The sequence below is a fragment of the Pseudoalteromonas sp. OF5H-5 genome (genome assembly GCF_021530695.1).
Taxonomy (GTDB): Bacteria; Pseudomonadota; Gammaproteobacteria; order Enterobacterales; family Alteromonadaceae; genus Pseudoalteromonas.
The window spans coordinates 192,496-218,535 of the sequence record NZ_JAKGBF010000007.1 but is presented as its reverse complement, the minus strand read 5'-3'; the positions used below and the strand labels follow the sequence as shown (position 1 = coordinate 218,535).

Genomic DNA, 26,040 nt, shown 5'->3' with positions numbered 1-26,040 from the left:
TGTTGATTTCGGATTTGACTAACCTTTCGAGGTAATGGTGAGTAATCAGGTTGACCTGTATACCAATCAATATCTGCTTTCGGGCGTGATTTGTAAAACACCTAAATTTAGTCAAAGCCCAGCTGGGATCCCACATTGCATATTTGTACTTGAGCACAAATCAATGCAATTAGAGGCTGACCTAACTCGAAATGCCTACGTGCGTATTCAAGTGGTTGCCAGTGGAGAACAGTTCCGAAACCAAACTGAGCATTTATACGTTGGGCAAGCATTACAAGTTCGCGGTTTTATAAATCGCCACGAGAGCCGAAATGGCTTGAGTCAGCTGGTATTGCACGCACAACATATTGAAAGAATTAATTGAGGAAATTACTCATGGCACGTTATTTCAGACGTCGTAAGTTCTGCCGTTTTAAAGCGGAAGGCGTACAACAAATTGATTACAAAGATCTGGCTACTCTTAGAAACTACGTAACAGAAAGTGGCAAAATCGTACCTAGCCGTATCACAGGTACTAGCGCTAAATACCAGCGTCAGCTAGCAACTGCTATCAAGCGTGCTCGCTACCTAGCCCTTCTTCCATACACTGACTTACACAAGTAAGCAGCTGATTACTAGTTTTTAAAAGGTGTAGAGACATGCAAGTTATTCTACTAGACAAAATTGCAAACCTAGGTAGCCTAGGTGATCAGGTTAATGTTAAATCTGGCTTCGCACGTAACTTCTTATTCCCTAAGGGTAAAGCAGTTCCTGCAACTAAATCTAACATTGAAACTTTCGAAGCACGTCGCGCTGAGCTTGAAGCGAAAATCGCTGAAGAGCTAGTTGCTGCACAGGCACGCGCTGAAAAACTAGAAGCACTAGCTGAAGTAACTCTAGTTTCTAAAGCGGGTGACGAAGGTAAGCTATTCGGTTCTATCGGTACTCGCGATATTGCTGATGCTATCTCTGCAGTAGGTGTTGAGGTATCTAAGTCAGAAGTTCGTCTACCTCTTGGTACTATCCGTGAGACTGGCGAGTTCGATGTAGCTATCCAAGTACACTCTGACGTTACAGCTACGATCAAAGTAATCGTAATTGCTGAAGCTTAATTTTTAATTGAGCTTAAATTAAAAAAGCCGTGTATTTTTATGCACGGCTTTTTATTCACTTAATTTTCCTAAATGAACCCGAATTTCGGACAGTAAAAACCTAGTTAACAGATATTCTTAATGCTATTGGTTTTGTTGGTATCTAACTCTTAGGTTGAATTAAGTAACCCCTCGAAGAAAATCATAATAATAATCTTATTCATACCAATTTAAGGTGTGACATGGATGATCCTCTCGCTCAAAGTTTGCCTTATATCAAAAGGTAATACTGTTGTAATGTGGTGTAATAAGTTTCCTTTTTAGAAACTTTCGCTCCATGTTATGTTTACATATTATAGGTTAATCCTTTTCTTTGTCTTTTGTCTGTCATAAAGTGGAATAAAATGACAGCGCTATCAATTTAGTGGTGGAATAATTAAATGTCGGTAAATAAAGGTTTTACGCTTACAGAGCTATTAATTGCGGTTGCAATAGTGGCGATCACAGCCAGCGTGGCATATCCGTCATATGTGGAATACGTTCAGGATGGACGTCGTTCGCAAGCACAACAGCAAATGTTGGAAATGGCAGGTGTGATTGAGCGCATATATAGCCGTAATAGTGGCTACCCTGATGCGAGTTTACTTACAGACCTGCCTGAGTCTAAATTCTACACGTTTAAATATATTCCCACTGATAAACCAAATGGCGCAGTTGGGCAATACCGTAACTTGGGGTATCAATTTACAGCCACGCCAATAGCGGGAAAAGCACAAGCGGCTGACAGGTGTGGTGTACTAAGTATCAACCATCTTAGTGAACAGGGACCGAAGAACAATGACTGCTGGCAATAGATATTTAGGGTTTACCCTGCTTGAGCTGCTTATTTCCATGGCAATACTTGCAATTTTAGCTTCGATAGCTGCGCCAAGTTTTATAAAGCAAATTCAGCAAGACAGACTCACGACGCATGCTAATCAACTGCAGGCAGTATATCGCTTGGCCCGCAGTGAAGCGGTTCGACGAGAGCAGCAGGTGTCACTGGTCGTAGAGGACAGCGACTGGGTTGTGAAAACCAATGAAAATGGCCAATTGACCGAAGTAGGGCGGTTTTCTATTAAACATAGCTCGATAGAAGTGGCACTTGCCGACCAAGTTGTGCGTGAAAGTGGCGAAGTGCTGGCAACAAACAATATATTGATTACCGACAACATTGCCAATACTCAGGATTATCGTTTATGTGTGTTGGTCAGCGGTCAAAGTTGGTTAGCTGAGGCGGAACAAAATTGCAGTTAAGTAAGGGGTTTTCTCTCATTGAGGTCGTGGTGTCGATGTTGGTGGCTGGGTTAATGTTGCTTGGTTTGGCTGCGACGCAGCTTAAGTCATTACAGTTTGCCTCCAATAGCTTTCAATACACAATGGCGTTAATTCATGGTCAAAACGCAATTGAGAGAATATGGCCGTTGTTATGTGAATTGCAACATAACAACAATGATATGACGCTCGCCAATCCACTTATTCAACAGCTGCATCCTGCGGATAGTCGCTTTACGTTAGTGTTGCCTGCGACCTATAGCAATAACATGCAGCTTACGGTGAGCTGGGAAGATAAGCGAGTAAAAAACCCTGCTGAAAACCAAATTTCTTTAACTACCAGTTACCCAGAGGTTGCGGACACTTGTTCTCTGCCGGCAGGAGGGGGCTCATGAAACAGATAAATGGGTATACCTTACTGGAACTCATGGTTGCTATGGTTGTGGGGTTGGTATTGGTTATGGGGATTGCAACGTCGTACACGTCGATAAAAGAAACGGTGACGACAAGCCAGCAGCTTGCAACATCGCAAGAGATTGTTCGCTATACCAATCGAGTGATGATGCGCAGCATCAAGCAAACTCAGGAAGTCCCTACTGTGACGGCGACCGATATTACGATCCGCCAATTGGCAAGGGTCCCCGCTTGTGATGGCAGTGTCCCCATGGTTGACTACAGTGAGCGCTATTTTTTACAAGATGGGTATTTAGTGTGCGATCGCGGCACGGGTGATATCAATCTTTTGAAGGGGGTAACTGGACTCACATTTGCAACCGATGCCAGTGGTCAGTTAATTACAGTCACAATACAGGGTAGTAGTTTTCCGACACAATATGGTGCAGGCATACAGATGAATTTTTACGCTGGATTAGGTAGCTAATACAATGAAACAACAACAAGGTTTTACACTGGTTAAAGTGATGCTGCTCGGCGGCATGGCTAGCGTTGTGGTATTCGCTTCCCTCAAGGAAGGTGTTGTACAAGAAAGATTAAGTGGTAACTTCCAAAAAGACATTAATGCAAGATTAGTGGCTGAACAAGGGATCAGAGAATATCGTCAAAAGCTGGATGCGGCGTTAAGTGGCAATCCGCAAGACGTCAATGCGCTGATAAATGGTATAAACAAAACGGGTAGCGGTGCAGTTCCTGATTCGCAATATCAGATCTCGGTTAATGCCAATGGCAATGAGTTTGAAATCGAAAGCTTAGGTCAACGTCATGGTGAGCACGCGAACCATCGGCTAGTTGCGCGCTTTGAGTTGCAGCCAGCGGCGAAAGAGTCCATATTCCAAAATGCGGTTACTGGCTGTAAAGGGGTGAATCTATCTGGTAGTGGCTCTGTCGATAGCTATGACTCATCGAAAGGCACTTACGAAGAAACAAAAAGCCATGATGGTGATGTACACACTGTGGTAGGCGATGCAGATGTGGTGCTATCAGGCCACTCTCCGATTAAAGGTGATGTTGAAGCTTCTGGTGTGATTTACTTAAAAGGCTCTTCACCGATTTTGGGTGACGTTAGGTCAAATACCGGGGTAGATATTTCGCCGTCATCGAGTGGTATTCGAGTGGAAGGTAATGTCTATAGCCGCGGCTTTTTCACGCATAGAGGCGGAAAGATCCAAGGTTATGTACGTGCAATGGGTGACGCGAAAATGGAGTGGGGCGCTGAGATCCTCAACCAAAATGGCGATGCGTTCGATATTCAATATACTGGCAGCGGTCAATTTAAAGATACTGGCTTGCAAGTTCAAGATGGTGTGCATTACTCCGATGCTAAATTTAGAGTCGCAGACTTAGTGGTTGAACCGGTAAAAGTGTACGATCCAGATTCTCCCGACTATGACCCTGCAAAGCCAAATAAAGAATGTGATCCTTTGGCGTTGCCTTTTAATATGGATAGCATTATCGATCCTCGTAATCGATTCACTCCTCTAAATGTAGGCGCGCAACAAATCTTGCACTTTAAACCTAAACAGGCCGTGTACGAGCGTAATGGCTCAAGTGTGTATGTTGCAAAAGAGCACACCATTTATTTGTTCCAAGGGGTAGATCAGAATCTCGGCACAGCGACAGAAAAAACGCAGCTTGCGTTCCCTTTTAAAGGGTTGAAGTTAGGATCTGACGGAAAAATAAAGATCTCTGGTGGCGATGTGATTTGGTTGATTGATGGTGACCTCACATTAACCGGCGACACCCATATCTGGATAGAAAAAGAAAGTTCTTTGACCGTGTTCACTACCGGCAAAGTTTCTATTGGCGCAAGTGCTAAGGTTATTGCTGAGCAAGAAGGCTTAACCAAGAAGAGCAAACTGCCGGTATTTAGTGTGTATTCTTCATTTGATGGCCCTAATGGTTTTGTATTTAGCGGCGCATCGTCACTATATGCTGCTATTTATTCACCGTTGACTTCTATTCTGTTGAACGGCAGTGGGCAGTTGTACGGTACAGTTCGAGGGGCATCGATTACTGGTACCGGTGGTACAGGGATCCACTTTGATCAAGCATTAAAAAATGCAGGCATTGGCGTACAGCCGCCGGGACAAAAGCCGACATTGGTCTTTAAGGGCTGGCACTACAAACCGTACCAAGTTGCCGATGAGAGTGAAGCTAATACCAATTGAATTAATTCTCTAATCAATTTGAAGGGTGAAATAGCATATTAGCTTCGTTAAAAATTTCTCATTTAGAACAACTAAATAGCAAAATTTTTGCCTTGCCTATATGGATATAGGTACCTTAGCGGTAGCAGGACGCGAGAGCGGTGCTACTAAAGCTATTTCCCCGCTTCAAGATAGATCATTTACTTAATACAACTGGTATAAAAGCGCTGAGTAACTTTCCTGAGTGGAGCTTAGGCTCCACTTTTTGCTGCTAAATACAAAAAGTAAAATTTTTTCAAACCCCTTTAAACCATTTCTGATTTCTCCCGCGTCTAAATAAGTACTTTATAAAAAAGTAGAAATTGGCAATTGAGCGTTGGTGACTTTGTTTGTTCCATTCGATATGCGAAGATGAAGGAATCAACCCAAAGGAACAGACGCATGATAATTAATGCCAAAGAGGCATTTACACAAGAACAAACCGATGCGCTAGTGGCTAGGTGCCAGCAAGGGGATCAAAGTGCATTTCGCGAACTATTTGAGCAACATCATCGTCGCGTATATGCATTATGTCTTAGATTGCTCGCTGAGCCTGCTCATGCAGAAGATGCATGTCAGGAAGTTTTTGTGCAATTGTGGCAAAAGATAGACCAATTTAAAGGGCAATCACAATTTACGACTTGGCTTCATAGTGTGACCAGTAATATTGCTATCAGCTATCTTAGAAAGCAAAAAAACTGGTTACAAAAGGTCGTAAGCTTTGAGCAGTCCGGTCTGGATGAGCAAGGTGCTGAGCAGCTAGGAGAGCTAAATGGCTTAGATAAACTCATTGTCAGATTGCCAGAACGTGCCAGGTTGGTTTTCGTATTACATGCTGTCGAAGGGTATCGCCACGAGGAAATTGCCAATATGTTAAACATGGCCGTAGGGTCGAGTAAATCGCAATATCACCGAGCACGTAACTTATTACAGGAGTGGTACAACAATGACTAAACCATCTTTTGATGAATTTATGCATACCGCACTGAATGACGAACAGTCGCAGCCAAAGCCACAACGTGACTTATGGCAAGGCGTTGAGCGTGCAATCAATCAAGCACAACCGATGCAGCCGCCGAAGCAAAATAATTGGCAAAAGTTATCTGGTATTGCGGCGTGTACTATTGCGGGCTTACTTGCTTGGCAAGTCATTATGAATCAGCCCAAGCAAGACTCACTGGCTAACATTAGCGCTTTTTTTGAGCAGCAAAAGCAGTCTTTACTGGTTCAATATGAAACGCAGCCAGCGCTGACTTCTGATTGGCAGACACAATTGCAAGAGCTCGAGCAGGCGGAACAAGCGATTAAGTTGTCTTTAAAGCAAGATCCTGAGAATGCTGCGCTGTTAAAGATGTTAGCTCAGGTTTATCAGCAGCAACTCGACTTAATCAATAAGGTTCACCAACCTCGTTGGCAACAAATTTAGGAGAATTAGGATGAAAGCATTAATTATTGGCCTAGCGGCGCTACCAGCGATAGTGTTCGCCGGAGAATCTATCGATAAAGAACTGTCGGTTCCTGCAAATGGTAAAGTTGTCATCGAGAATCAGCGCGGTGACGTAACGATAAAAACATGGGATAAAAACGTTTTTAAAGTGACAGGCGAGTTAGACGATAAAGCCGAGGGTTATAAACTAGAAACCTCTGGTGAGGTAACTGAGTTTATCGTGAAGATGCCAAGACGCTATAAAAGTTGGGGCGGTGGTGATGGCTCTAAACTCACCATTTACATGCCTCGTAGTAGTGAATTAAATTTTGAAGGGGTGGTGGTTGATGTTGAAGCTGCTGATTTAACTGCGGGCGCCCGTATCAAAACGGTCAACGGCAATATTAAAGCGAGTAAAATCAGCGGTAAAATTGCATTAGAAACGGTAAATGGTGATATTGATAGTCGTGACTTAGATGGCAATATTCAGTTTGAAACCGTCAATGGGGACATTGAGGATATCGCTTCGAGCGGTAAGCTAAGATTTAACGCCGTTAATGGCGAAATTAAAACGCAAACTACCGCAACTGAGCTGCGCTTAGAAAACGTCAATGGCGAAGTCGAGTTGAAGATGGCAGAGTTAAAAGACTTACGCTTATCTACCGTTAACGGCGAAATAGCAGTATATGCAGCAAAGTTACTGGATAACGCCAATATAAATATGGACAGCGTTAGTGGCGATATTGAGCTTTATTTCCCTGCAGATGTATCAGCAAGGTTTGAAATCAACGCGCATTCAGGTGGCCATATCACCAATGAGCTAAGTTCAGATCAAGTTAAAAAAGCCAAATATGGCCCAGCTCGTTCACTCGAGTTTGTGCTTAACGGTGGTAATGCAGATGTAGAAATCGATACCGTTAGCGGCAATATTGAGCTAAAGCGTAACTAATAAGCGCTTTCATCAAATTAATAAGGCCAGAGTTTCCCCCAAACTCTGGCCTTTTGTTATTTGCACTTATGGGTAGACCAGATACAATAGAGGGCCTTCAATTTCTCAATGTTGTGATATGGCTAAACCAGATATACAAGTCGATACCTTAAAAGTTCCACCGCACTCAATTGAAGCTGAGCAATCTGTGCTCGGTGGCTTGATGCTAGATAATGAAGCCTTCGACCGTGTTGCGGAATTGGTGGTGTCTCATGACTTTTATACCAGAACCCACAAGCTGATCTTTGAAGCAATGGAAAAGCTGGTAGAGCTTAGTCAACCTATCGACCTAATCACGATTTCTGAGAATCTAGAAAAGAACAATCAGTTAGAAACCATAGGTGGTTTCTCCTATCTTGCTGAGATTGCTAAAAACACGCCTAGTGCTGCAAACATTGATGCATACGCGAGTATCGTCCGTGAGCGTGCGGTTGTTCGCGAAATGATTGGTGTGGCGAATGAAATAGCAGAGGCTGGCTTTAATCCTGAGGGACGAGATAGCCATGAGCTGTTAGATTTAGCTGAGAGCAAGGTATTTAAGATTGCTGAGCAGCGCACTAAAAGCACTGAAGGTCCGCAGAGTATTCACAGCATCCTAGAGAAAACCGTTGATAAAATTGAAGAACTTTACCAATCTCCACAAGATGGTGTTACCGGGGTAAGTACAGGCTACGGCGACTTAGACAAGATGACAGCAGGACTACAGCCTTCTGATTTGATCATTGTTGCAGCGCGTCCGTCGATGGGTAAAACCACATTTGCGATGAACTTGGCTGAGCATGCCGCGATGACGCAAGATAAGCCAGTACTGATCTACTCGCTAGAGATGCCTTCAGAACAGATCATGATGAGGATGCTCGCCTCACTCGGCCGTATCAACCAAACCAAGGTACGTACCGGTCAATTAGATGATGACGATTGGGCACGTTTGTCATCCACCATGGGCTTACTGATGGAAAAGGGCAAGATGTACATAGATGATGCATCCGGTCTTACGCCAACAGATGTGCGTTCACGCGCGAGACGAATTGCGCGCGATCACGGTGGGATCAGCATGATCATGGTGGACTACTTGCAGCTCATGCGCGTACCGAGCCTTTCGGACAACCGTACGCTTGAGATTGCTGAAATTTCTCGTTCATTAAAGGCACTAGCCAAAGAGCTGCAGTGTCCAGTTATCGCGCTTTCTCAGCTTAACCGTACGCTAGAACAACGTGCAGATAAACGCCCAGTAAACTCTGACTTACGTGAATCAGGCTCTATCGAGCAGGATGCCGACTTAATCATGTTTATTTATCGTGATGAAGTTTACAACGACGATAGCCTAGACAAAGGCACGGCCGAAATCATCATAGGTAAGCAACGTAACGGTCCGATCGGTAAGGTTAGGTTAACCTTCCAAGGTCAATACTCTCGATTCGATAACTATGCGGGTCCAGCAATGGACGACGAATATTAACTGTCAATTGAGTAGTGAAATGCGACTAGCAAGTGCTGAAATCGATTTAACCGCGCTGAGAGAAAACCTACAGCTAACGCAAAAACTGGCGCCAAAAAGTAAGATTATGGCGGTACTTAAGGCCAACGCTTATGGTCATGGTTTGGTTAAAATAGCTCAGCATTTGCAAGATGCGGATGCATTCGCTGTGGCGAGAGTTGATGAAGCGCTCGCGCTTAGAACAGGTGGCATCACTAAACCAATTGTCTTGTTAGAAGGTTTTTTTCATCCTTCTGATTTACCTATTTTACTTGCCAATAATTTGCAAACCATAGTGCATGACATTTCTCAGCTTGAAGCCATTGAGCGTGCTAATTTAGATGCACCGCTCACAGTGTGGCTAAAAGTAGATACCGGTATGCATCGTCTCGGCGTTGAGCCTGAAGAGTTTGAAGCGTTTTATGCTCGCCTTAAGCGATCAAAAAATGTTGCTGATAAAATCCACTTAATGACACACTTTGCTTGTGCCGATGATATCAAAGACAATAAAACCGAAGTACAACAAGTGTTATTTAAGTCTTTGATTGGTCAAAGTCACGCACCATTGTGTTTGGCAAACTCCGCGGGGATCATAGGTTGGCCTGAATCTCATGGCGACTGGATCCGTCCGGGCCTAATGCTTTATGGCGTTTCACCTATGCTTGCGCGTGTTGGCCAGCAACATGGATTAAAGCCCGTCATGCGCTTGACTACTAAAGTTATTGCCATCAAGCGGGTGAGAGCACATCAGGCGGTAGGTTATGGCGGACGTTGGCAATGTGAACAGGACACCTATCTTGCCGTTATTGGTGTTGGCTATGGAGACGGTTATCCCAGACACGCTAAAATTGGCACTCCGGTGGTTATTGGTAACCAGCGTTACGGTATAGTCGGCACCGTGTCTATGGATATGATCAGTGTGAATATTGGTGATAATTCTAATGGCATTCAAGTTGGTGAAGAAGTAGAAATGTGGGGACCAAACCTGCCCGTAGAAGAGATAGCGCAATGTGCAGATACGATTCCATATGAGCTGCTGTGTAACGTCACCCCAAGAGTAAGCTACGAATACATCGAAGGCTAAGCGCCTAGCCTTTTCTGTCACCTTGAAGTGTTGCGATAACGCGTCTTGCACCACCATGGTCACGATGCTCACCGAGATAAATACCTTGCCAAGTACCTAAACGCAGGCGGCCCTCAGAAATGGGAATGGTTACTTCACATCCTAAGGTGCTGGATTTGATATGTGCTGGCATATCGTCATCACCCTCATAGTCATGGCGGTAGTAGCTTTGCCTCTGTGGTACAAAATGATTAAAGTGGCTTTCCATATCCATACGTACCGTTGGATCGGCATTTTCGTTAATTGTTAGGCTGGCGGAGGTGTGTTGTATAAACAGGTGCAGCAGCCCTAGACGATAGTCATGTAGTTCAGGAAGCTGCGAGATAATCTCGTCGTCTACCAAGTGAAAGCCTCGCTTTCGAGGCTTCAAGATAATTTGTTTTTGAGTCCAACTCATAAAGTAACGTGTGTTTTTAACTGTTAGGCGAGTTTGTCGAAGCTGACTTCGATATTGGCATTACCGTCAGGAGAGGTGAATGGCATAATAAGTTTAGGACCATCACATTTATGAGTGATGGTATGGCCTGGGCCTGAAACGACAACCGGTGTTGCCATATCAAATTCGTAACCTTTTTCGCCGAGCAGGTTTTTAGCACCGCCAGTGACCATGTTGGTGATTTCACCAACCATATCAGTGACGTCTTCATTTATGGAGTCTGGGCGTTCACCAAGCATACGCTCCATAATGGTTAGCGCTAAGTTTTCTTCAAAGGTGATCGAAAATGACCCTTTTGTCTGTGGACCAACCATACCAATCAGACCCGATACATCACCTTGTGCGACTTCGTCTTTCTTCACTTTTGGCTTACCCGGCGTCAATTCTGTTTGCGCCATTGTAGCCAATACATTGATTAGAGATGATAAAAAGGGGTTGATGAACTCTACATTCATATGGACTTTCCCTTACGCTTTTTTAATAAATTAGTGTCGCTCTTAGTGATAAGTGTAGTGGGCTTTTTTACTCACTGCACTTAATCTTTACATTTTTCGCAACGGCCATGAGCCTCGATGGTTTGCTCTGTAACCACAAATCCGGTTTCCGCAGCTAGGCTGTTCAGTTCATGCGAAATCGTGTTTGAGTGTAACTCTTGAACGTTACCGCAACTATCGCAGATCAGTAACTGCACTGGATGTGTGTGGTCGAAGTGATGGCAAAGCATAAACGCATTAGTGCTTTCTATTTTATGGATAAAACCCAACTCAGAAAGAAAGTCTAAGGCACGATATACGGTAGCTGGTTTTGCAGCCGCTTCCGTCAACTTGAGCTCTTCAAGTAAGTCGTATGCGCCAACGCCACCTTGTTTAGAGGCGAGTAGTCTAAATACTTTTTCTCTAATAGGAGTAAATCGTGCACCACGGTTGTCACATACTTGCTTGGCTTTGCTAACTAGTAACTCTATATTCATGATTCAAAATCCTTACACTGCCTTGCAATACTAACATATTATTTTTATTAGTCTTGTGTTTACCCAGATTTATTATCTCAAGTGGATATTCGGGAGCGATGTTGCTTTTAAAGTTTGTTTTGCTTGCTAAGATGAGCGCTTAACTGGTTCGATCTTAGTATGGTAAAAGCTTTCAAATTGTGCTGCAGAAAGCGGCTTGCTGATCAGATATCCTTGACCAAAATCACACTCTAGCTGCTGCAATAAACGCAATTGCTCCAGTGTCTCCACGCCTTCGGCGACTACTTTCATCGATAAATTATGCGCCATGGCAATAATGGTTTTAACTAACGCTTTAGACTCGTGAGTGGTGAGCATATCGCTGATAAAACTGCGGTCTATTTTGAGTAAATCGAAGGGGTAATGACGGAGATAGTTCAGTGACGAATAGCCCGTACCAAAATCATCCAAAGATAATTTAAACCCTAACTGATGTAATTGGGTTAGGGTCTGTTTTACCTGTGCCTGTCCTGAGATCAGTACGCCTTCTGTGATCTCCAGCTCGATAAAGCGATTGGCAATCGGGATGTCTTTTACTAATAGCTCAATCTGTTTCAAAAGGTTTGGGTCTTTAAACTGCCTTGGTGATAAATTGATTGCGATGCGGATGTCGGAGTCTAAGTGTTGCTGCCATTGGTGTGCTTGGTTAATAGCCGTTGAGAGCACAAACAATCCGATGTCGATGATCAAACCGCTTTGTTCCGCAACGGGAATAAACTCCGCAGGAGAGACATTACCCAGTGTTTTACTGTGCCAGCGAAGTAAAGCTTCCGCGCCAAATACATCACTGTTTTCAATATAAAATTGAGGTTGGTAAAACACTTCTAACTCGTGTTCATTTAGTGCTACGCGCAGTGCTTCCTCAATTTCAATGCGTCGAGACAACTGTTGACTCATCTTTTGATTAAATAGACAGTAGTTGTTGCGACCATTACTTTTGGCATTGTACATTGCGGTATCAGCGCAGCTAAGTAACTCTTGGGGGGAGTTCGCGTCTAAAGGATAGATAGCAACGCCTATACTGACTGAAATATTAAAATCTTTATCGTCGACAATAATGGGATGGTGAAAAAGTTTGATGAGCATATCGGCAACTGAGGTAATGTCTGCAGTATGTTTAAATCCTCCCATCAACACAATAAACTCATCACCACTAAGACGTGACACGGTATCTTGCTCACGTAGCGATTGCTTGAGTCTTTCTCCCGAAGCGATGAGAATTTGATCCCCCGTTTCGTGTCCGAGTGAATCATTGATCCTTTTAAAATCATCTAAATCAATAAAAAACACCACCGCAAGCTCATCGTTGCGTTCGGCATCAAACAGTTGCTGCGCTAGCCGCTCCATCGCTAAAAAGCGATTTGGTAAATCGGTCAATGAGTCATAAAAAGCGTGATGTAAAATGACTTCTTCTTGACGCTTTTTCTCGGTGATATCTCGCACTGCAATAACCAATTGATCTGTTCCTGGAATAGGAGATAACCGAGCTTCAAATAGCTTCGCTTGATCAGCAATTGTCAGTGGATATTCTATTTGGGTTAATTGGTGGCGCTGATTGGCAGACTTGATGGCTTGGCTAAAGTGTTTAGCTGCGTGGGAGGGCAATACTTCCGACATTTTCTTGTTGATAAATTGCTCAGGCGACATATACAAGTCGTCTGATTTTCCGGTATGGCATTCTAAGATAGTGCCATCCGTATTGATTATAAAGAAAATATCCGGTAATGCCTCAAAAACACTATTAATAAGTGCGTGACGGCGCTGTAATTCTTGGGTGCTTTGTAATTGTTGTTGCCAGTTTTTTTCTAACGTTTGTGCCATGACATTGAATTGCTTGGCAAGGACTCCAAGCTCGCCATGTCCCACAATGTCGGCTCTACTGCTCAAAGACTTTGTGGATAATGCATTGCCTACTTGGATCAGTCTTTTGATCGGTTTATGAATGAAGTAATGGGTAAAGCTTAGTAGCGCGATAATGATGAGTATCAAAAACACCGCTAAAATACTCGCCTTCGTTATCAACTGTTGCTTTAACGAAAGAAAAACGGTGCTTACGTCATAAATAGCAATCAGCCTAACTAAATCAGCGGACTCAGCGACGGGCACTTTAGGAGAAATGGGAATAGCTGCGAGAAAGTGCTGCTGATTAGGGTCAAATGCCACAGTGAGGTCAAGTGTGCGTAGTGTTGCTGTCACTTGCGCCTGACTGATAACTTGATTAAATACTTGCAGTCCAACCGCTGAGTGTTGGCTTTCGTTGAGGAGCGTTTCTCCTTGAATAAGGAAGAGCGCTTTATATTTACCGTCAGAATAATAATCCTCGAGAGTCAGACTTATCTGATTATCGTTGCCCTCCACAAATTCAGTGAAAAGATGTCTACCTAAATGCGTAAAGTTTTGTCTCAGCCTAGCCTCATAGCTTTCGAGCAGCATGTCTCGCTGGTTAACATATGAAATGGAGATAATAAAAGACGAGATCACCAAGCCACAGAGTACCGTGCCCCAAGTCAATGTTTGTTTTAAGTTTATAGAAATAACCCGATTACTCATAAATAACCAATTCAATTACCCTGATCTCGATTAGGTTTATTTTTTCTGCACAGCACTTCAACATTTAAGTGTAGTCCAGCTGCAAAAGCTTGTATTAGATTTGAGGGAAAACTCTTGTGGCAGAGCGAGTGCTATGGCGATGGTGTCTTGAGTTTTCGCATTAGGTCCAATCTCGTTTTCTTTCGCTTTGACCGCAAATGAATTGCTGTAAGCGAATTGGCTTTTTATATTGGTTAAAAAGAAAACAACAAAAGAGAAAAATAATGAATAAGGTCGTTAAGTGCACACTGGTTAGTATGCTATGTGCTTCTGTAAGCTCAGCGGCTCTCGCATATGACAGGATCACGGGAAAAGCTTTTGCTAGCCGTTCAGAGGTTATTGCAACTCAGGGTATGGCTGCAACTTCTCAACCACTGGCAACCCAAGTCGCAATAGAGGTATTGAAGCAAGGCGGAAACGCCATAGATGCTGCAATTGCAGCTAATGCCATGCTTGGCCTAGTGGAGCCTACAGGTTGCGGTATCGGTGGCGACTTATTTGCTATTGTGTGGGACGCGAAGCAACAAAAGTTATTTGGTCTCAATGCTTCAGGGCGCTCACCAAAAAGCCTTTCGCTAGCAAAGTTACAGCAGCAAGGAGATACGATTCCAAGTTATGGGCCGCTTCCTGTTTCTGTGCCCGGTGCGGTCGATGGTTGGTTTGAACTGCACAAAAAATTTGGCAAACTGCCAATGAAACAGTTACTTCAACCCAGTATCGACTACGCTAGAAGCGGCTTTCCAGTTTCGGAGTTGATTGCTTATTACATGCAGCGCTCGGTGTCAGCTCGTGAGCAATATTCCGGATTTAAAGAAGTATTTATGCCTGAGGGTGAAATGCCTAAAAAGGGAGAGATATTTAAGAATCCGGCACTCGCTAATACCTATGAGTTACTTGCAGAAAAAGGCCGCGATGCCTTTTATAAAGGCAAAATTGCTAAAGAAATCGACCGTTACATGAAAGCCAATGGTGGATACTTAAGTTACCAAGACTTGGCTGAGCACCACAGTGAATGGGTTGACCCCGTAAGTGCTGATTATCGCGGCTACACGTTATGGGAACTACCTCCCAATGGTCAGGGCATTGCCGCCCAGCAAATTCTCAATATTTTAGAGGGCTATGATATCAAGGCTATGGGATTCGACAGCCCTGAGTATATTCACACCTTTGTTGAAGCAAAAAAACTTGCCTTTGCAGATAGGGCAAAATACTACGCCGATCCAGACTTTAATGAGATACCAGTCGCAACGCTTATTTCGCAAGAATATGCTGATAAAAGACGTGCATTGATTGATCCAAATAAAGCAGCTAAACGCGATCATGCAGGTCCTGTAGAAGGGGATACCATTTATCTCACGACTGCTGATAAAGAAGGGAATATGGTGTCGCTGATCCAAAGTAATTTCCGTGGTATGGGCTCGGGTATGACTCCAGCTAAGCTTGGCTTTGTCTTGCAAAATAGAGGCGAGCTATTTGCGTTAGATAAAAACCACTACAACGGTTATGCGCCGGGAAAAAGACCATTTCACACCATTATTCCTGCCTTTGTCACAAAAGATGGTAAACCATGGATGAGTTATGGCGTGATGGGAGGTGCGACTCAACCGCAAATGCATGCGCAGATCCTCATTAACATGATTGATTTTGGTATGAATCTACAAGAAGCGGGCGATGTGCCTCGAATTCTGCATAGTGGTTCATCGCAGCCAACCGGTGAAATCATGACGGATGGAGGGTATGTCAGTCTCGAGTCTGGTTTTTCCATGGAAACCCGTAGAGAGCTGATAAAAAAGGGTCACAAATTACAAGAAGCAGTTGGTCCTTATGGCGGTTATCAAGCGATTATGCGAGATGGTAAAACTGGAGTGTACTATGGTGCATCCGAAACAAGAAAGGATGGCCAAGCAGCAGGTTACTAAAAGCCTGATTGGGTAGTGAAATCCACACGAATTGTAACAGTTAAAGCACTTCGCTTTTTGTTATCTTGATGTAATATTATTGTCGTTAAACGGAAATTTAAGGAACAATAACATGACAAAAATAATAACAAAGCGAAGTGCCTTGTCGACACTCGTTGCGGCGCTTTTAACTACGCAGAGTTGGGTAGTATTTGCTGACACCATTATCAATAATGTTTACTCAGAAAAGGGCTTAGCTGGTACGCTAAGCCAAGAAAAAATCGACGAGCAAAACTATACAGCCAAAATTGAGTTTGGCTGGAACAACCGTCGGATCTTAATTGATGAAACCTTAAAGTTGAATGAAAAAGGGTTACCCATCAATTTTAGTCTTAAAGGACGTTCTGCTTTTGGCTCCACAATTGATGAAACGTTTAGTTATAACAGAGGCATTGCGCAGTGGAAAAGTGTCAATGAATCAGGCATTAAAGCTGACGCGACACTCGATTTCTACGTACCGTCTAATAACCACCTTGCACTAGATAACGCGACGATGCGTTATGTTCTAAAAAATAATAAATACGAATTAGATGTTTACCCTCAGGGTAAAATGCTTATCGAAAAAATGAAGACGATGAAGTTGGGGGAACAAACCGTTCATCTATTAGTAACGAGTGGCCTTAGTCTTACCCCTAATTTTGCATGGTATGACGACGATGGTAACTATTTCGCGCAAAGTTGGGGGCCAATGTATGTCTTGCGCGACGGCTACACCAAAGCACAGTTCGAAGAACTTGAGACTATCCAAAAACAAGCCGAACAGCAACATCTAGAAAACCTCGCTAACAAGCTGACACATGATGTCCCTGCATTACTGATTGAAAATGTTGCTGTCTTTGATGGTGAGCAGAAAAAACTGCTGAAAAACCATGATGTATTGATTAAAGATGGCAAGATTGTCGAAATCGCTAAACATATTAAAAAGCAAAATGGCGTGGTTAGCCTTGATGGAAAAGGGAAAACCTTGATCCCTGGGCTTTGGGATATGCACGGTCATTTATCAAAAGAGAACGGTATTTTAAATATTGCGAACGGTGTTACCAGCGTTAGGGACATGGGTAACGAGCACGACAATATTATGGAAATTGAAGCGCTCTTTAACACCAATCAGGTGCTGGGCTCGCGTGTATATCGTGCTGGCTTTATGGATAAATTCAGCGAAAACTCAGCAGGCTTAAGTGTGAAGTCATTGGAAGAAGCGCTCGAGACGGTCGATTTCTTTGCCGATAATGGCTATGTTCAAGTGAAGCTCTATTCTTCTATCGATCCGAACTGGGTAAAGCCTATTTCTGAACGTGCACATAGCCGTGGATTGAGGCTTAGCGGTCACGTGCCCGCGTTTATGACGGCAGAGCAAGCCATTGAAAATGGCTATGACGAGATTCAGCACATTAATATGCTATTCCTTAATTTCCTTGCTGGTGAAGAAGTGGATACCAGAACACAAAAACGGTTTTCACTGATGGGAGAGCAAGCCTCTGGCTTATCACTTGATAGTCCAGAGATGAATGCATTCATCAAGCTACTAAGTGATAAGCGCATCGTTGTGGATCCTACCGTATCAACATTCAGAAGCTTATTGATGGCAGAAGATCAAAAGATCAATCCGGAATTTGCTGCTATTTCAGAGCATATGCCAATTGCATTCGCTCGCGGTTTAAAAGGGGCTGAGATGCATGTTGATGAACAGTTTAAACTGAGCTATCAAGAGTCAGGTGAAGCAATGCAAAAAATGCTGAAAAAGCTCTATGATGCTGGTGTTCCAATGGTACCTGGAACGGATAATATTGCAGGCTTTACCTTGATCCGTGAGCTAGCACTTTACGTTGATGCGGGCATTCCTGCGGCCGATGTGCTGAATATGGCAACGCTTGAGAGTGCTAAATTGATGGGGGTTGCACATCAAACCGGTTCAATTGCCAAAGGCAAAGTGGCAGATCTAGTGTTGATCGATGGCGATCCACTTAAGGATATAACAGCACTGCAAAAAGCGACATTGGTGATCAAAGGTGAGCAAGCATTTAAGCCTGCTGAAATTTACCAAGCGATTGGAGTGAAGCCGTTCACTACCTCGCCTTCGCTAAAGTAATATTAAGCACATCACAAAAGTAATAGTTTGATGCTATAAAACCAGTGCAAAAAATATAACACTTGCACTGGTTTTATTTTCGTTACCTCGATATCAGACTAAATTGTATTTCTGAGTTTTATCAAAAGTGTTTCTAAAACAGAGGTTTGTTTAAAAAACAAACAAAATGTTCTGGCTTTCCTGTTACTACCTAATAAAAAATTCCTAAAAACGGTTTGGTGTAATCTTGTGTAATGGATAAATTTACTTTTTTGTTAATAAAGCGGTTTATTTATCAGTTTCTTGTGCTAGCCTTTTTCAGTACAGATCACGAGTCGTTGATGTGAAGCCATGCAAATTGTGTGTGTTTTACCAGCTTCGGTATGGTCTTTTTTATAACTCTATTTGAGACTTTGATGTCGTCACCCTCGCGTACAAGGATGGTAAAAAAGTTGCCATATTCAAGCGTTAAAGTGACAGTGAGTGATTACAGCAATGTTGTATATATGCTGCAAGCAAATAGCAAAAGGTGCTGTTGATTAACTTGGCTCGCGGTTTTAGCGGTTAGTTAACCTTTATAGATATACCCTACAAACGTTTTCCTACTTAAGTGGGTACTGTGTTTGTTGCGGTTAAGTAATTGATTGGTTTTTTACAACGTTACTGATGGTTAACTGTCGCAAGCCAAATTGATACTGCTCGCGCTGTTGCCAAAGGAATCCCAACCAAGTTATGGGGATGGCATGAATACAAATATTGTTACTATACTCGCGAGTTTAGCGCGTACTCGATCTCAAGATATTGCCTATCAATATTTTTACGATGAGGCATTACCAAGTAAAACCATTTCCTACCAAGAACTGCATGAGCGTGCAGCCTCTATTGCTGAGACATTGAGTGAATATTTTGAACCGGGTGACAGAGCATTATTACTGTACAACTCTGGATTTGAATTTATAGAAGCTTTTTTTGCGTGTTTATACGCCGGGATAATTGCGGTACCGGTTTATCCACCTAAAAAGAATCAAAATGTTGATCGTCTGCGCGCCATCATCGAAGACGCAGGTGCCAAAGGTGCACTTACCAGTGAAAAGATCAATGAAATCGCCAAGCCATTGCTTGATTCTGAGCCAAGTCTAGCGCAGTTAGCACTATTTACTACCGATAACATTGCACTTAAATCAACCACTCAACAGTGGCCTCGTGCACAAATCCGTGGTGAGCAACTGGCATTTTTGCAATATACCTCAGGCTCGACGGGCACACCTAAAGGCGTAATGGTAACTCACGACAATATTCTTGATAATCAGGCGCTAATGAAAGAAGCGTTTGGTCATGACAGCAACTCTTCGATTGTAAGTTGGTTGCCTCATTTCCATGATATGGGACTGATTTTTGGCATAATGCACCCAATCTATATCGGTGCGACAGCGGCGCTGATGAATCCGGCTTATTTCCTGCAAAAACCACTACGTTGGCTAAAACTGCTTTCACAAACCAAAGCATTAACGTCAAGTGCGCCAAACTTTGCCTATGATCTGTGTGTGGACACCGTCAAAGATGAAGACCTTAAAGACTTAGATTTGTCCCATTGGCGCTCAGCACTAAATGGCGCGGAACCAGTGCGTGCCAGCACGTTAGAGCGCTTTTATCAAAAGTTTAGAGTGTGTGGCTTACAAAGAGAGAGTATCGCACCTTGTTACGGCATGGCAGAAACCACTTTATTTGCAACTGGTGGACGTCTTCTAGAAAAGCCAAAGATATTACGTATTGATGCAGCCAAGCTACAGCAGGGCATAGCCGAACAAGTCGCAGATGAAGATACAGTAGATGCGTTTTATGCATTAGATGTGGCTGATGAACAGCAACCTTATTACGCCGTATCTTCTGGCGTGAGTTGGGGCGAGCATTGTATTGCGATTGTTAACCCTGAGTCTTTTGAAGCATGCAATGATGGTGAAACCGGAGAAATTTGGGTAACTGGTCCAAGTGTAGCAAAGGGGTATTGGAATAACCCAGCGGCAACTGAGGCTACATTTCATGCCAGAATTAAAGGTGCTGACGAGCGGGCTTATCTCCGTACTGGTGATTTAGGCTTTATCCAGCGTGGGGAATTGTTCGTTACAGGACGCGCCAAAGACGTGCTTATCTTCCGCGGTAAAAACTACTACCCGCAAGATATAGAGCTTACAGTTACACAAGCAAGCGATAGCTTAGAGCAAAATGGCGGCGCAGCGTTTTCGGTCGCCGCTAATGGTGATGAAGAGCGTTTGGTGATAGTACAACAGGTAAAGCGTACTGCACTAAGAAAGTTAAATGCTGAGCAGGTATTACAGCAGATAACCGCTGCGATCGTTGAGCACCACGGCATTACGCCCTATGACATCGTATTGATAAAACCCGGTCGCATTCATAAAACATCGAGCGGTAAAATTCAGCGCCAAGAGAATAAGCGCAGTTATTTAGCCGATAACTTTGAAGTAATTGCGCGCGCCCGTGAAGCTGCTGTACCACAGCAAGCTGAGGCACCATCGTCCTCATCGTCACTACAACAAATTCAGCGGTTATTACAAGATTTAGTCGCACAAGAAATAGATAAGCCCGCGCGTAGTTTGGATATCGACGCGCCATTCTTGGCATTAGGTGTGGATTCGATGAAAGCGGTGCGGATCTCAGGGGAATTAATGGAAGTACACGAGCTAGATCTTGAGCCTACGGTACTTTACGAATATCCCTCAATTCGCGAACTAGCCCAGTATTTAAGTCAGTTTAGTACGCTTACTCAAGCCCTAGGACAGACAGAGCTTAACGAGTCGAAAGGCGCCACTGAGCAAGCGAATAAGACGCAGCCTACTCGTCGAGCTGAAGATATTGCAGATACAGATATTGCCGTGATTGGCATGGCCTGTCGTTATCCTTCAGCAAATGGACTCGATGCATTTTGGCAGCTGTTATGTCAGCAAGGTGATGGGATCACCGCGCCAGATCCTAAGCGCCAGCAGCTTTGCCCGAATCTTGAAGCCGACCGTCTCGGTGGTTATTTAGAGAACGTCGATGAGTTTGACGCTGCATTATTTGGCATCTCGCCACTCGAAGCTAAGCATATCGACCCACAACATAGATTACTGCTCCAAACGACTTATCACGCTATACAGCATGCCGGTTACCAACCCGCCACGCTCGCAGGTAGCAATATTGTCGTGTATGTCGGTATATCGCAAAATGATTACTTTTTATTGTCGCAACAACAGCAAAAAAGTACCGCATATTTAGGTACGGGTACAGCGCTGAGCATTGCTGCAAACCGCATTTCTTATAGCTTTAATTTTACCGGCCCGAGTGTGGCGATTGATACTGCGTGCTCGTCATCGCTGGTGGCGCTACATCATGCAATTCAAGCACTAAGAAATGGAGAAACGAACGCGGCGTTGGTGGCGGGCGTTAATCTTATTCTGAGCGATGATGTGACTAAGGCCTGTGAAAACGCACAAATGTTGGCAGCAGACGGCCATTGCAAAACCTTTTCACAGGCAGCGGATGGCTATGTGCGAAGTGAAGGAGTTGGGGTGGTGATGCTAAAGCCGCTACAACAAGCCATGGCAGACAACGACCCGATTGTTGGTGTACTCAAAGGCAGTGCAATTAATCAAGACGGCCGCAGCAATGGCATTACCGCGCCAAATAGTGCCGCGCAACAGGCTGTGATCAATGCCGCCCTTGATAATGCCAAGATGCAGGCGGGAGATATCCACTATGTGGAAACCCATGGCACGGGTACGGAGCTTGGCGATCCTATCGAGATCACAGCATTAAACCGCACGTATGGAGAACATCATAGTCGTCATGATCCGGTTATTCTCGGTGCGGTAAAAGCGAATATTGGTCACCTTGAATCCGGTGCGGGTATTGCTGGGCTTATCAAAACGCTACTGTGTTTACAGCATGGGCAAATTCCTGCGCAGCGTTACAGTGAGGTGTTAAACCCGCATATTCCATGGCAAAAACTCCCATTTATGGTGCCGCAAAACATGCAGACATGGTCTGTACAACAAGGGGGGATAAGAGCCGCTGGATTAAGCTCTTTTGGTTTTGGTGGTACTAATGCACATGTGATCTGCGCACAAGCGCCTGTGCCTAAACCAGAAATGCAAGCTGAAGTAACACCGCCTTTGTTTTATCTATTGCCTCTCGCTGCTAAATCTAAAGCTGCATTGCAGAAACTTGCTGGTCACTATAGTGAACGATTGTCGAGTCTGACTCCTCAAGCATTTGATGACTTCTGCGCACAAAATGCCGAGCAAGTGCCGCTTAAAGGTGTGCATAAAACGTTTAGTGGTGTGAGTAGAGAAGCACTTATTTCGCAACTGAATAGTCCCATTATTGCTGAACAGTCCTCGGCAAATACTGCACCAGAAGTTGCGTTTTTGTTCACCGGACAAGGTTCACAATACCCCTTGATGGCCCTCTCTTTATATCAACACCACGCAGTGTTTCGCAGTCACTTAGATGACATTGACAGTCTGATTGGCGAGCGCTTTGGAGCACGCCTGTTGGATGTGTTATTCGATGAAAAGCATAGTGAACTGCTGGCACAAACCCGTTGGACGCAAGTGAGCTTGTTTGCCGTTGAATACAGTGTGGCAAACTTATTGATGCATTATGGGGTGAAGCCATCCCAGCTACTCAGTCATAGTGTTGGTGAGTATGCAGCGGCTTGTATTGCTGGCGTGTTCTCGCTTCGAGATGGTGTTGAGTTGATTGCAGCGCGTGGTCAACTAATGCATGAATTACCGATAAAAGGCAGCATGATCGCCGCAAGATGTGATGAAATAACCGCACGTAATTGCTTGAGTGAGATTCAGGAGCAAGTGGTTATCTCAGCCTTCCATGGTGAGGCTGGGGTAGTATTCTCCGGTGCTGATGAAGCAATCACAGCCCTCAGTGACGTGCTTGCAGCACAGCAAATTAAAGTAAAAGCGCTGCATACGGCAAACGCTTTCCACTCTCCATTGATGGCCCCCATGCTAGAGGCCTTTAGGGAAGTCGCTGAACAGGTTAGATTCCAACAGCCTCGGCTGCCTTTTGTTTCATCCATGACGGGGCAAGTGGAGTCTACACTTATCGCTACGGCCGAGTATTGGGTTGAACAAATTAAGGCACCGGTTCGCTTTGTTGACTGTGTAACTGCGCTTGAGTCACTTGAGCATGGCTTAGCGATTGAGCTTGGTCCCAAACCTATTTTGAGTGGCTTACTACAAGAAAACAGCAATAACAAAGCGCTTAATTATGCCCATGTATTGCACCCCAAAGGCGATGATAGCAAGAGGTTCGTCGAGTGTTTGGGCACATACCTCGATTTAGGCGGGCCGCTCGAATGGCAACAGGTGTATGGCAGTCGTCCGAGCGTTAGAGTGGGCTTGCCGCAATATCCATTTGATTGCAGCTCATACTGGATTTTTGGTACTGAACAATCACAGCCCGAAGCTCTGACAGTGGTGAATGCGAGTGACCGTGATGCACAAATTCGCAGCTTTGTGCTCAATACCCTAGCGGGGTTATTGTCGATGCCCGCTGATGCCATCCAAACCAACCTCCCTTTGCTAGAAATGGGGGTTGATTCGTTGATGATCATGCAGGCTGTTAGAGTGTACGAGCGGGAATTCGGTTTAGAGTTTAGTGTTCGTCAATTTTATCAAGAGCTCAGCGATGTCGATAAGTTAGTGGCCTATATTCAAAGCCATAGTGACTATCTCAAAGCGCCGCAAGGTTCACAACAAGCTGGCAGTTTGCCATCACCTGCATCGGTGACGACTGATACGCCAAAAGGTAGTGTAGTAGAGGCTGACAACCACACGCTTGTCGCTATCTATCAGGCGCAATTGCAGGCGGCAAGCACAGTGACCAGCGCTGAAGCGAGAGCTGCGTTAGAAGCTGTGGTGGGACAGCAGTTACGCCATATTCAGGGCGCGAAAGTTGAAAACAGTGCAGTCACCTCGACAGCAACCTTGGTATCAAAGCCCCAGCCAAGCAGAGCCCAATCTGTATTACCAGGCGCGCAACAAAAACAAGTGCAGCGTGCCAATAGCAGCCCGGCCATACGCCAACACCTTGCTGCATTGAGTGATGCTTACATTGCGAAAACGCACAGTTCAAAAGCGCTAGTGAGCAAATATCGCGCACGCCTTGCGGATTGCCGAGCATCGGCGGGTTTTAGACTGTCGAGCAAAGAGCTACTTTATCCGGTGTTTTCTAAGCGTTGTGAGGGCGCATATATTTGGGATATCGATGATAATCGCTATATTGATATCACCATGGATTTTGGTACTAACTTATTTGGTCATAATCCTGACTTTATCAAAGCAGCACTGGCGCAACAGCTTGAAGCCGGGATGCAACTGGGGCTTGCAAGTCCTGATGCGCCTGAGGTTGCTGCACTTATCTGTGAGCTGACTGGGCTTGAGCGGGCATCGTTTTGTAACTCTGGTACAGAGGCGGTCATGACGGCGCTACGTTTGGCAAGAACGGTGACCAAACGCGATAAAATTGTTCAGTTCTCAGGCGCGTACCATGGTCACTATGATGGTACTTTAGCAACTGAGTCGCCAGAGCAAGGCGTAGAGGCAATGTGTGCTGGAGTGCGTTATGGCGCAATCGCCGATAATCTCGTTTTACCTTATGGTGATGATGAAGCGCTTGAGACCATTACCCGAGAGGCGCAACATATTGCTGCGGTGATTGTTGAACCGGTACAAAGCCGTCATCCTGAAAATCAGCCTTGGGCGTTTTTACGTAAACTACGTAGGCTTACCGAAGCGCATGGTATTGCCCTCATTTTTGACGAAATGATCACTGGCTTTAGAGCACATCCCGGTGGTGTTCAAGGTTTGCTTGGCATTAAGGCCGATATGGCAACCTACGGCAAAATCGTCGGTGGTGGTATGCCTATTGGTGTGGTCGCGGGGGCCGCTACCTACCTTGATGCCATTGACGGTGGCAATTGGCAATACGGAGATGATTCCTACCCTCTGACCGATACCACCTTCTTTGCCGGGACTTTCTGCAAACATCCAATGACTATGGCGAGCGCCAAAGCGGTGTTGCAAGCTATTCAGTCGCAAGGTCCAACGTTACAACAAGGGATCAACGACAAAACCGCGGCATTTAAAGCACATCTCAATGCGTTTTTTGAAACCCATGATGTACCGATTCGAATAGAAGCGTTTGCCTCATTATTCCGTTTTCGCTTTTCGCAAAATCTTGATGTGTTCTTTTATGAAATGCTAGAGCGCGGTGTGTTTATCTGGGAAGGGCGAAACTGCTTTTTCAGTGCCGCCCATACAGATGAAGACATTGCAGCGGTGATAAACGCAGTTGAAGCCAGTGTACTTAGCTTAAAACGTGCGGGCTACTTTGGTGAAACGAGTCAAAGTGATGACGATGCTGCATTTCCACTTAGCCATAGCCAGCAGCAGCTATTAGCGATGGCGTTGACCTCAAGTGATGGAGCGAGTGCATATCAACTACAAGCGATATTAAAGCTCTCCGGCAAGCTCGATTTACCGCGGCTGCAACAAGCCGTTACCGCGGTCTGCCGCGACTTCCCAATCTTGCGTTTTGGTGTCGATAGTGACCGCTTAATGCAATATTGCCGAGTGGAAAAAGCCGAGTTGCATGTTGAGCCATGGAGTGAGGACGACCAAGTAACATTGCAAGCGCGGTTATCCGCGCTGCGTTATCAACCATTTGACTTTGCAAAAGACCCACTTTGTAGAGTGACGCTGTTGAGTGATGGCAAAGCGCAGCACTATCTAAGTGTTGTAGCCCATCATGTGATCTGCGATGGGCTTTCACTACAAATAGTGCTGGCAGCAATCGCTGAGCGCTACAATCAAGATGCAAAACAAAATGAGGTGGCAAGCCGAGCTGTCTCCTTTAGTCAC

The 26,040-nt window shown here is 44.6% G+C and carries 20 protein-coding genes (1 of these 20 only partly in view); 16 read left to right on the top strand and 4 right to left on the bottom strand.

Going from position 1 to position 26,040, the window contains the following annotated elements:
• Positions 1-34: 34 nt before the first annotated feature.
• From priB to alr, 13 genes are all read left to right on the top strand, one after another.
• On the top strand, positions 35-364 hold the full coding sequence (gene priB / locus L1271_RS12495) for a primosomal replication protein N (RefSeq protein ID WP_010368809.1): 330 nt from the start codon (positions 35-37) through the stop codon (positions 362-364).
• 11 nt (positions 365-375) lie between these two features.
• On the top strand, positions 376-603 hold the full coding sequence (gene rpsR, locus L1271_RS12490; RefSeq protein WP_002962753.1) for a 30S ribosomal protein S18: 228 nt from the start codon (positions 376-378) through the stop codon (positions 601-603).
• 35 nt (positions 604-638) lie between these two features.
• Positions 639-1,091 (top strand): 50S ribosomal protein L9, encoded by a 453-nt coding sequence (gene rplI / locus L1271_RS12485; protein WP_010368808.1) that lies wholly within the window; start codon positions 639-641, stop codon positions 1,089-1,091.
• Positions 1,092-1,510: 419 nt separating this feature from the next.
• A complete protein-coding gene (locus L1271_RS12480; protein ID WP_102057614.1) occupies positions 1,511-1,924 on the top strand; it encodes a type IV pilin protein in 414 nt (137 codons plus the stop codon).
• Entirely contained in the window at positions 1,908-2,366 is a 459-nt protein-coding gene (locus L1271_RS12475; protein WP_010607092.1) for a GspH/FimT family pseudopilin, read from the top strand. Before L1271_RS12480 ends, L1271_RS12475 begins: the two co-directional genes overlap by 17 nt.
• Positions 2,357-2,779, top strand: a complete 423-nt coding sequence (locus L1271_RS12470; protein ID WP_235367986.1) for a type IV pilus modification PilV family protein — start codon at positions 2,357-2,359, stop codon at positions 2,777-2,779. The genes L1271_RS12475 and L1271_RS12470 overlap by 10 nt, the downstream gene beginning before the upstream one ends.
• Positions 2,776-3,264 (top strand): PilW family protein, encoded by a 489-nt coding sequence (locus L1271_RS12465; protein WP_235367985.1) that lies wholly within the window; start codon positions 2,776-2,778, stop codon positions 3,262-3,264. Before L1271_RS12470 ends, L1271_RS12465 begins: the two co-directional genes overlap by 4 nt.
• A gap of 4 nt (positions 3,265-3,268) precedes the next feature.
• Entirely contained in the window at positions 3,269-5,008 is a 1,740-nt protein-coding gene (locus L1271_RS12460) for a polymer-forming cytoskeletal protein (RefSeq protein ID WP_235367984.1), read from the top strand.
• Between the two features lie 420 nt (positions 5,009-5,428).
• Positions 5,429-5,980 (top strand): RNA polymerase sigma factor, encoded by a 552-nt coding sequence (locus L1271_RS12455; RefSeq protein ID WP_010607096.1) that lies wholly within the window; start codon positions 5,429-5,431, stop codon positions 5,978-5,980.
• Positions 5,973-6,452 carry a hypothetical protein gene (locus L1271_RS12450; RefSeq protein WP_010607097.1) on the top strand — a complete coding sequence of 160 codons (480 nt, stop codon included), beginning with the start codon at positions 5,973-5,975 and terminating at the stop codon, positions 6,450-6,452. The genes L1271_RS12455 and L1271_RS12450 overlap by 8 nt, the downstream gene beginning before the upstream one ends.
• A gap of 10 nt (positions 6,453-6,462) precedes the next feature.
• Positions 6,463-7,401 carry a DUF4097 family beta strand repeat-containing protein gene (locus tag L1271_RS12445; RefSeq protein WP_102057612.1) on the top strand — a complete coding sequence of 313 codons (939 nt, stop codon included), beginning with the start codon at positions 6,463-6,465 and terminating at the stop codon, positions 7,399-7,401.
• A 118-nt stretch (positions 7,402-7,519) separates the two neighbouring features.
• A complete protein-coding gene (gene dnaB, locus L1271_RS12440) occupies positions 7,520-8,899 on the top strand; it encodes a replicative DNA helicase (protein WP_010368799.1) in 1,380 nt (459 codons plus the stop codon).
• Positions 8,900-8,918: 19 nt separating this feature from the next.
• Positions 8,919-10,001, top strand: coding sequence for an alanine racemase (alr, locus tag L1271_RS12435; protein WP_235367983.1), 1,083 nt, complete (start codon positions 8,919-8,921; stop codon positions 9,999-10,001).
• Between the two features lie 4 nt (positions 10,002-10,005).
• Here alr and L1271_RS12430 read toward each other — a convergent pair whose 3' ends face one another.
• The 4 genes from L1271_RS12430 to L1271_RS12415 form a co-directional block, all read right to left on the bottom strand.
• Positions 10,006-10,437, bottom strand: coding sequence for a secondary thiamine-phosphate synthase enzyme YjbQ (locus L1271_RS12430; protein WP_235367982.1), 432 nt, complete (start codon positions 10,435-10,437; stop codon positions 10,006-10,008).
• 23 nt (positions 10,438-10,460) lie between these two features.
• Complete coding sequence (locus L1271_RS12425) at positions 10,461-10,931, bottom strand: chemotaxis protein CheX (RefSeq protein ID WP_010607100.1); 471 nt, start codon at positions 10,929-10,931, stop codon at positions 10,461-10,463.
• 80 nt (positions 10,932-11,011) lie between these two features.
• The gene (gene zur / locus L1271_RS12420; protein ID WP_010368795.1) at positions 11,012-11,446 is read right to left on the bottom strand and encodes a zinc uptake transcriptional repressor Zur; all 435 of its coding nucleotides are present in this window, start codon (positions 11,444-11,446) and stop codon (positions 11,012-11,014) included.
• A gap of 126 nt (positions 11,447-11,572) precedes the next feature.
• Positions 11,573-14,035: an EAL domain-containing protein gene (locus L1271_RS12415; RefSeq protein ID WP_233525186.1), complete on the bottom strand. Its 2,463-nt coding sequence runs from the start codon at positions 14,033-14,035 to the stop codon at positions 11,573-11,575.
• 263 nt (positions 14,036-14,298) lie between these two features.
• Here L1271_RS12415 and ggt point away from each other — a divergent pair, with 263 nt between their 5' ends.
• The 3 genes from ggt to L1271_RS12400 all read left to right on the top strand — a co-directional run.
• A complete protein-coding gene (gene ggt, locus L1271_RS12410; protein ID WP_235367981.1) occupies positions 14,299-15,993 on the top strand; it encodes a gamma-glutamyltransferase in 1,695 nt (564 codons plus the stop codon).
• A 112-nt stretch (positions 15,994-16,105) separates the two neighbouring features.
• Positions 16,106-18,121, top strand: a complete 2,016-nt coding sequence (locus L1271_RS12405) for an amidohydrolase family protein (RefSeq protein ID WP_235367980.1) — start codon at positions 16,106-16,108, stop codon at positions 18,119-18,121.
• Positions 18,122-18,843: 722 nt separating this feature from the next.
• A protein-coding gene (locus L1271_RS12400; protein ID WP_235367979.1) for a non-ribosomal peptide synthetase/type I polyketide synthase crosses the window boundary here: on the top strand, positions 18,844-26,040 show its 5' portion. The gene runs 2,730 nt beyond the window's last position; 7,197 of the gene's 9,927 nt are visible here — the first part of the coding sequence; the start codon lies at positions 18,844-18,846; the stop codon falls past the right edge of the window.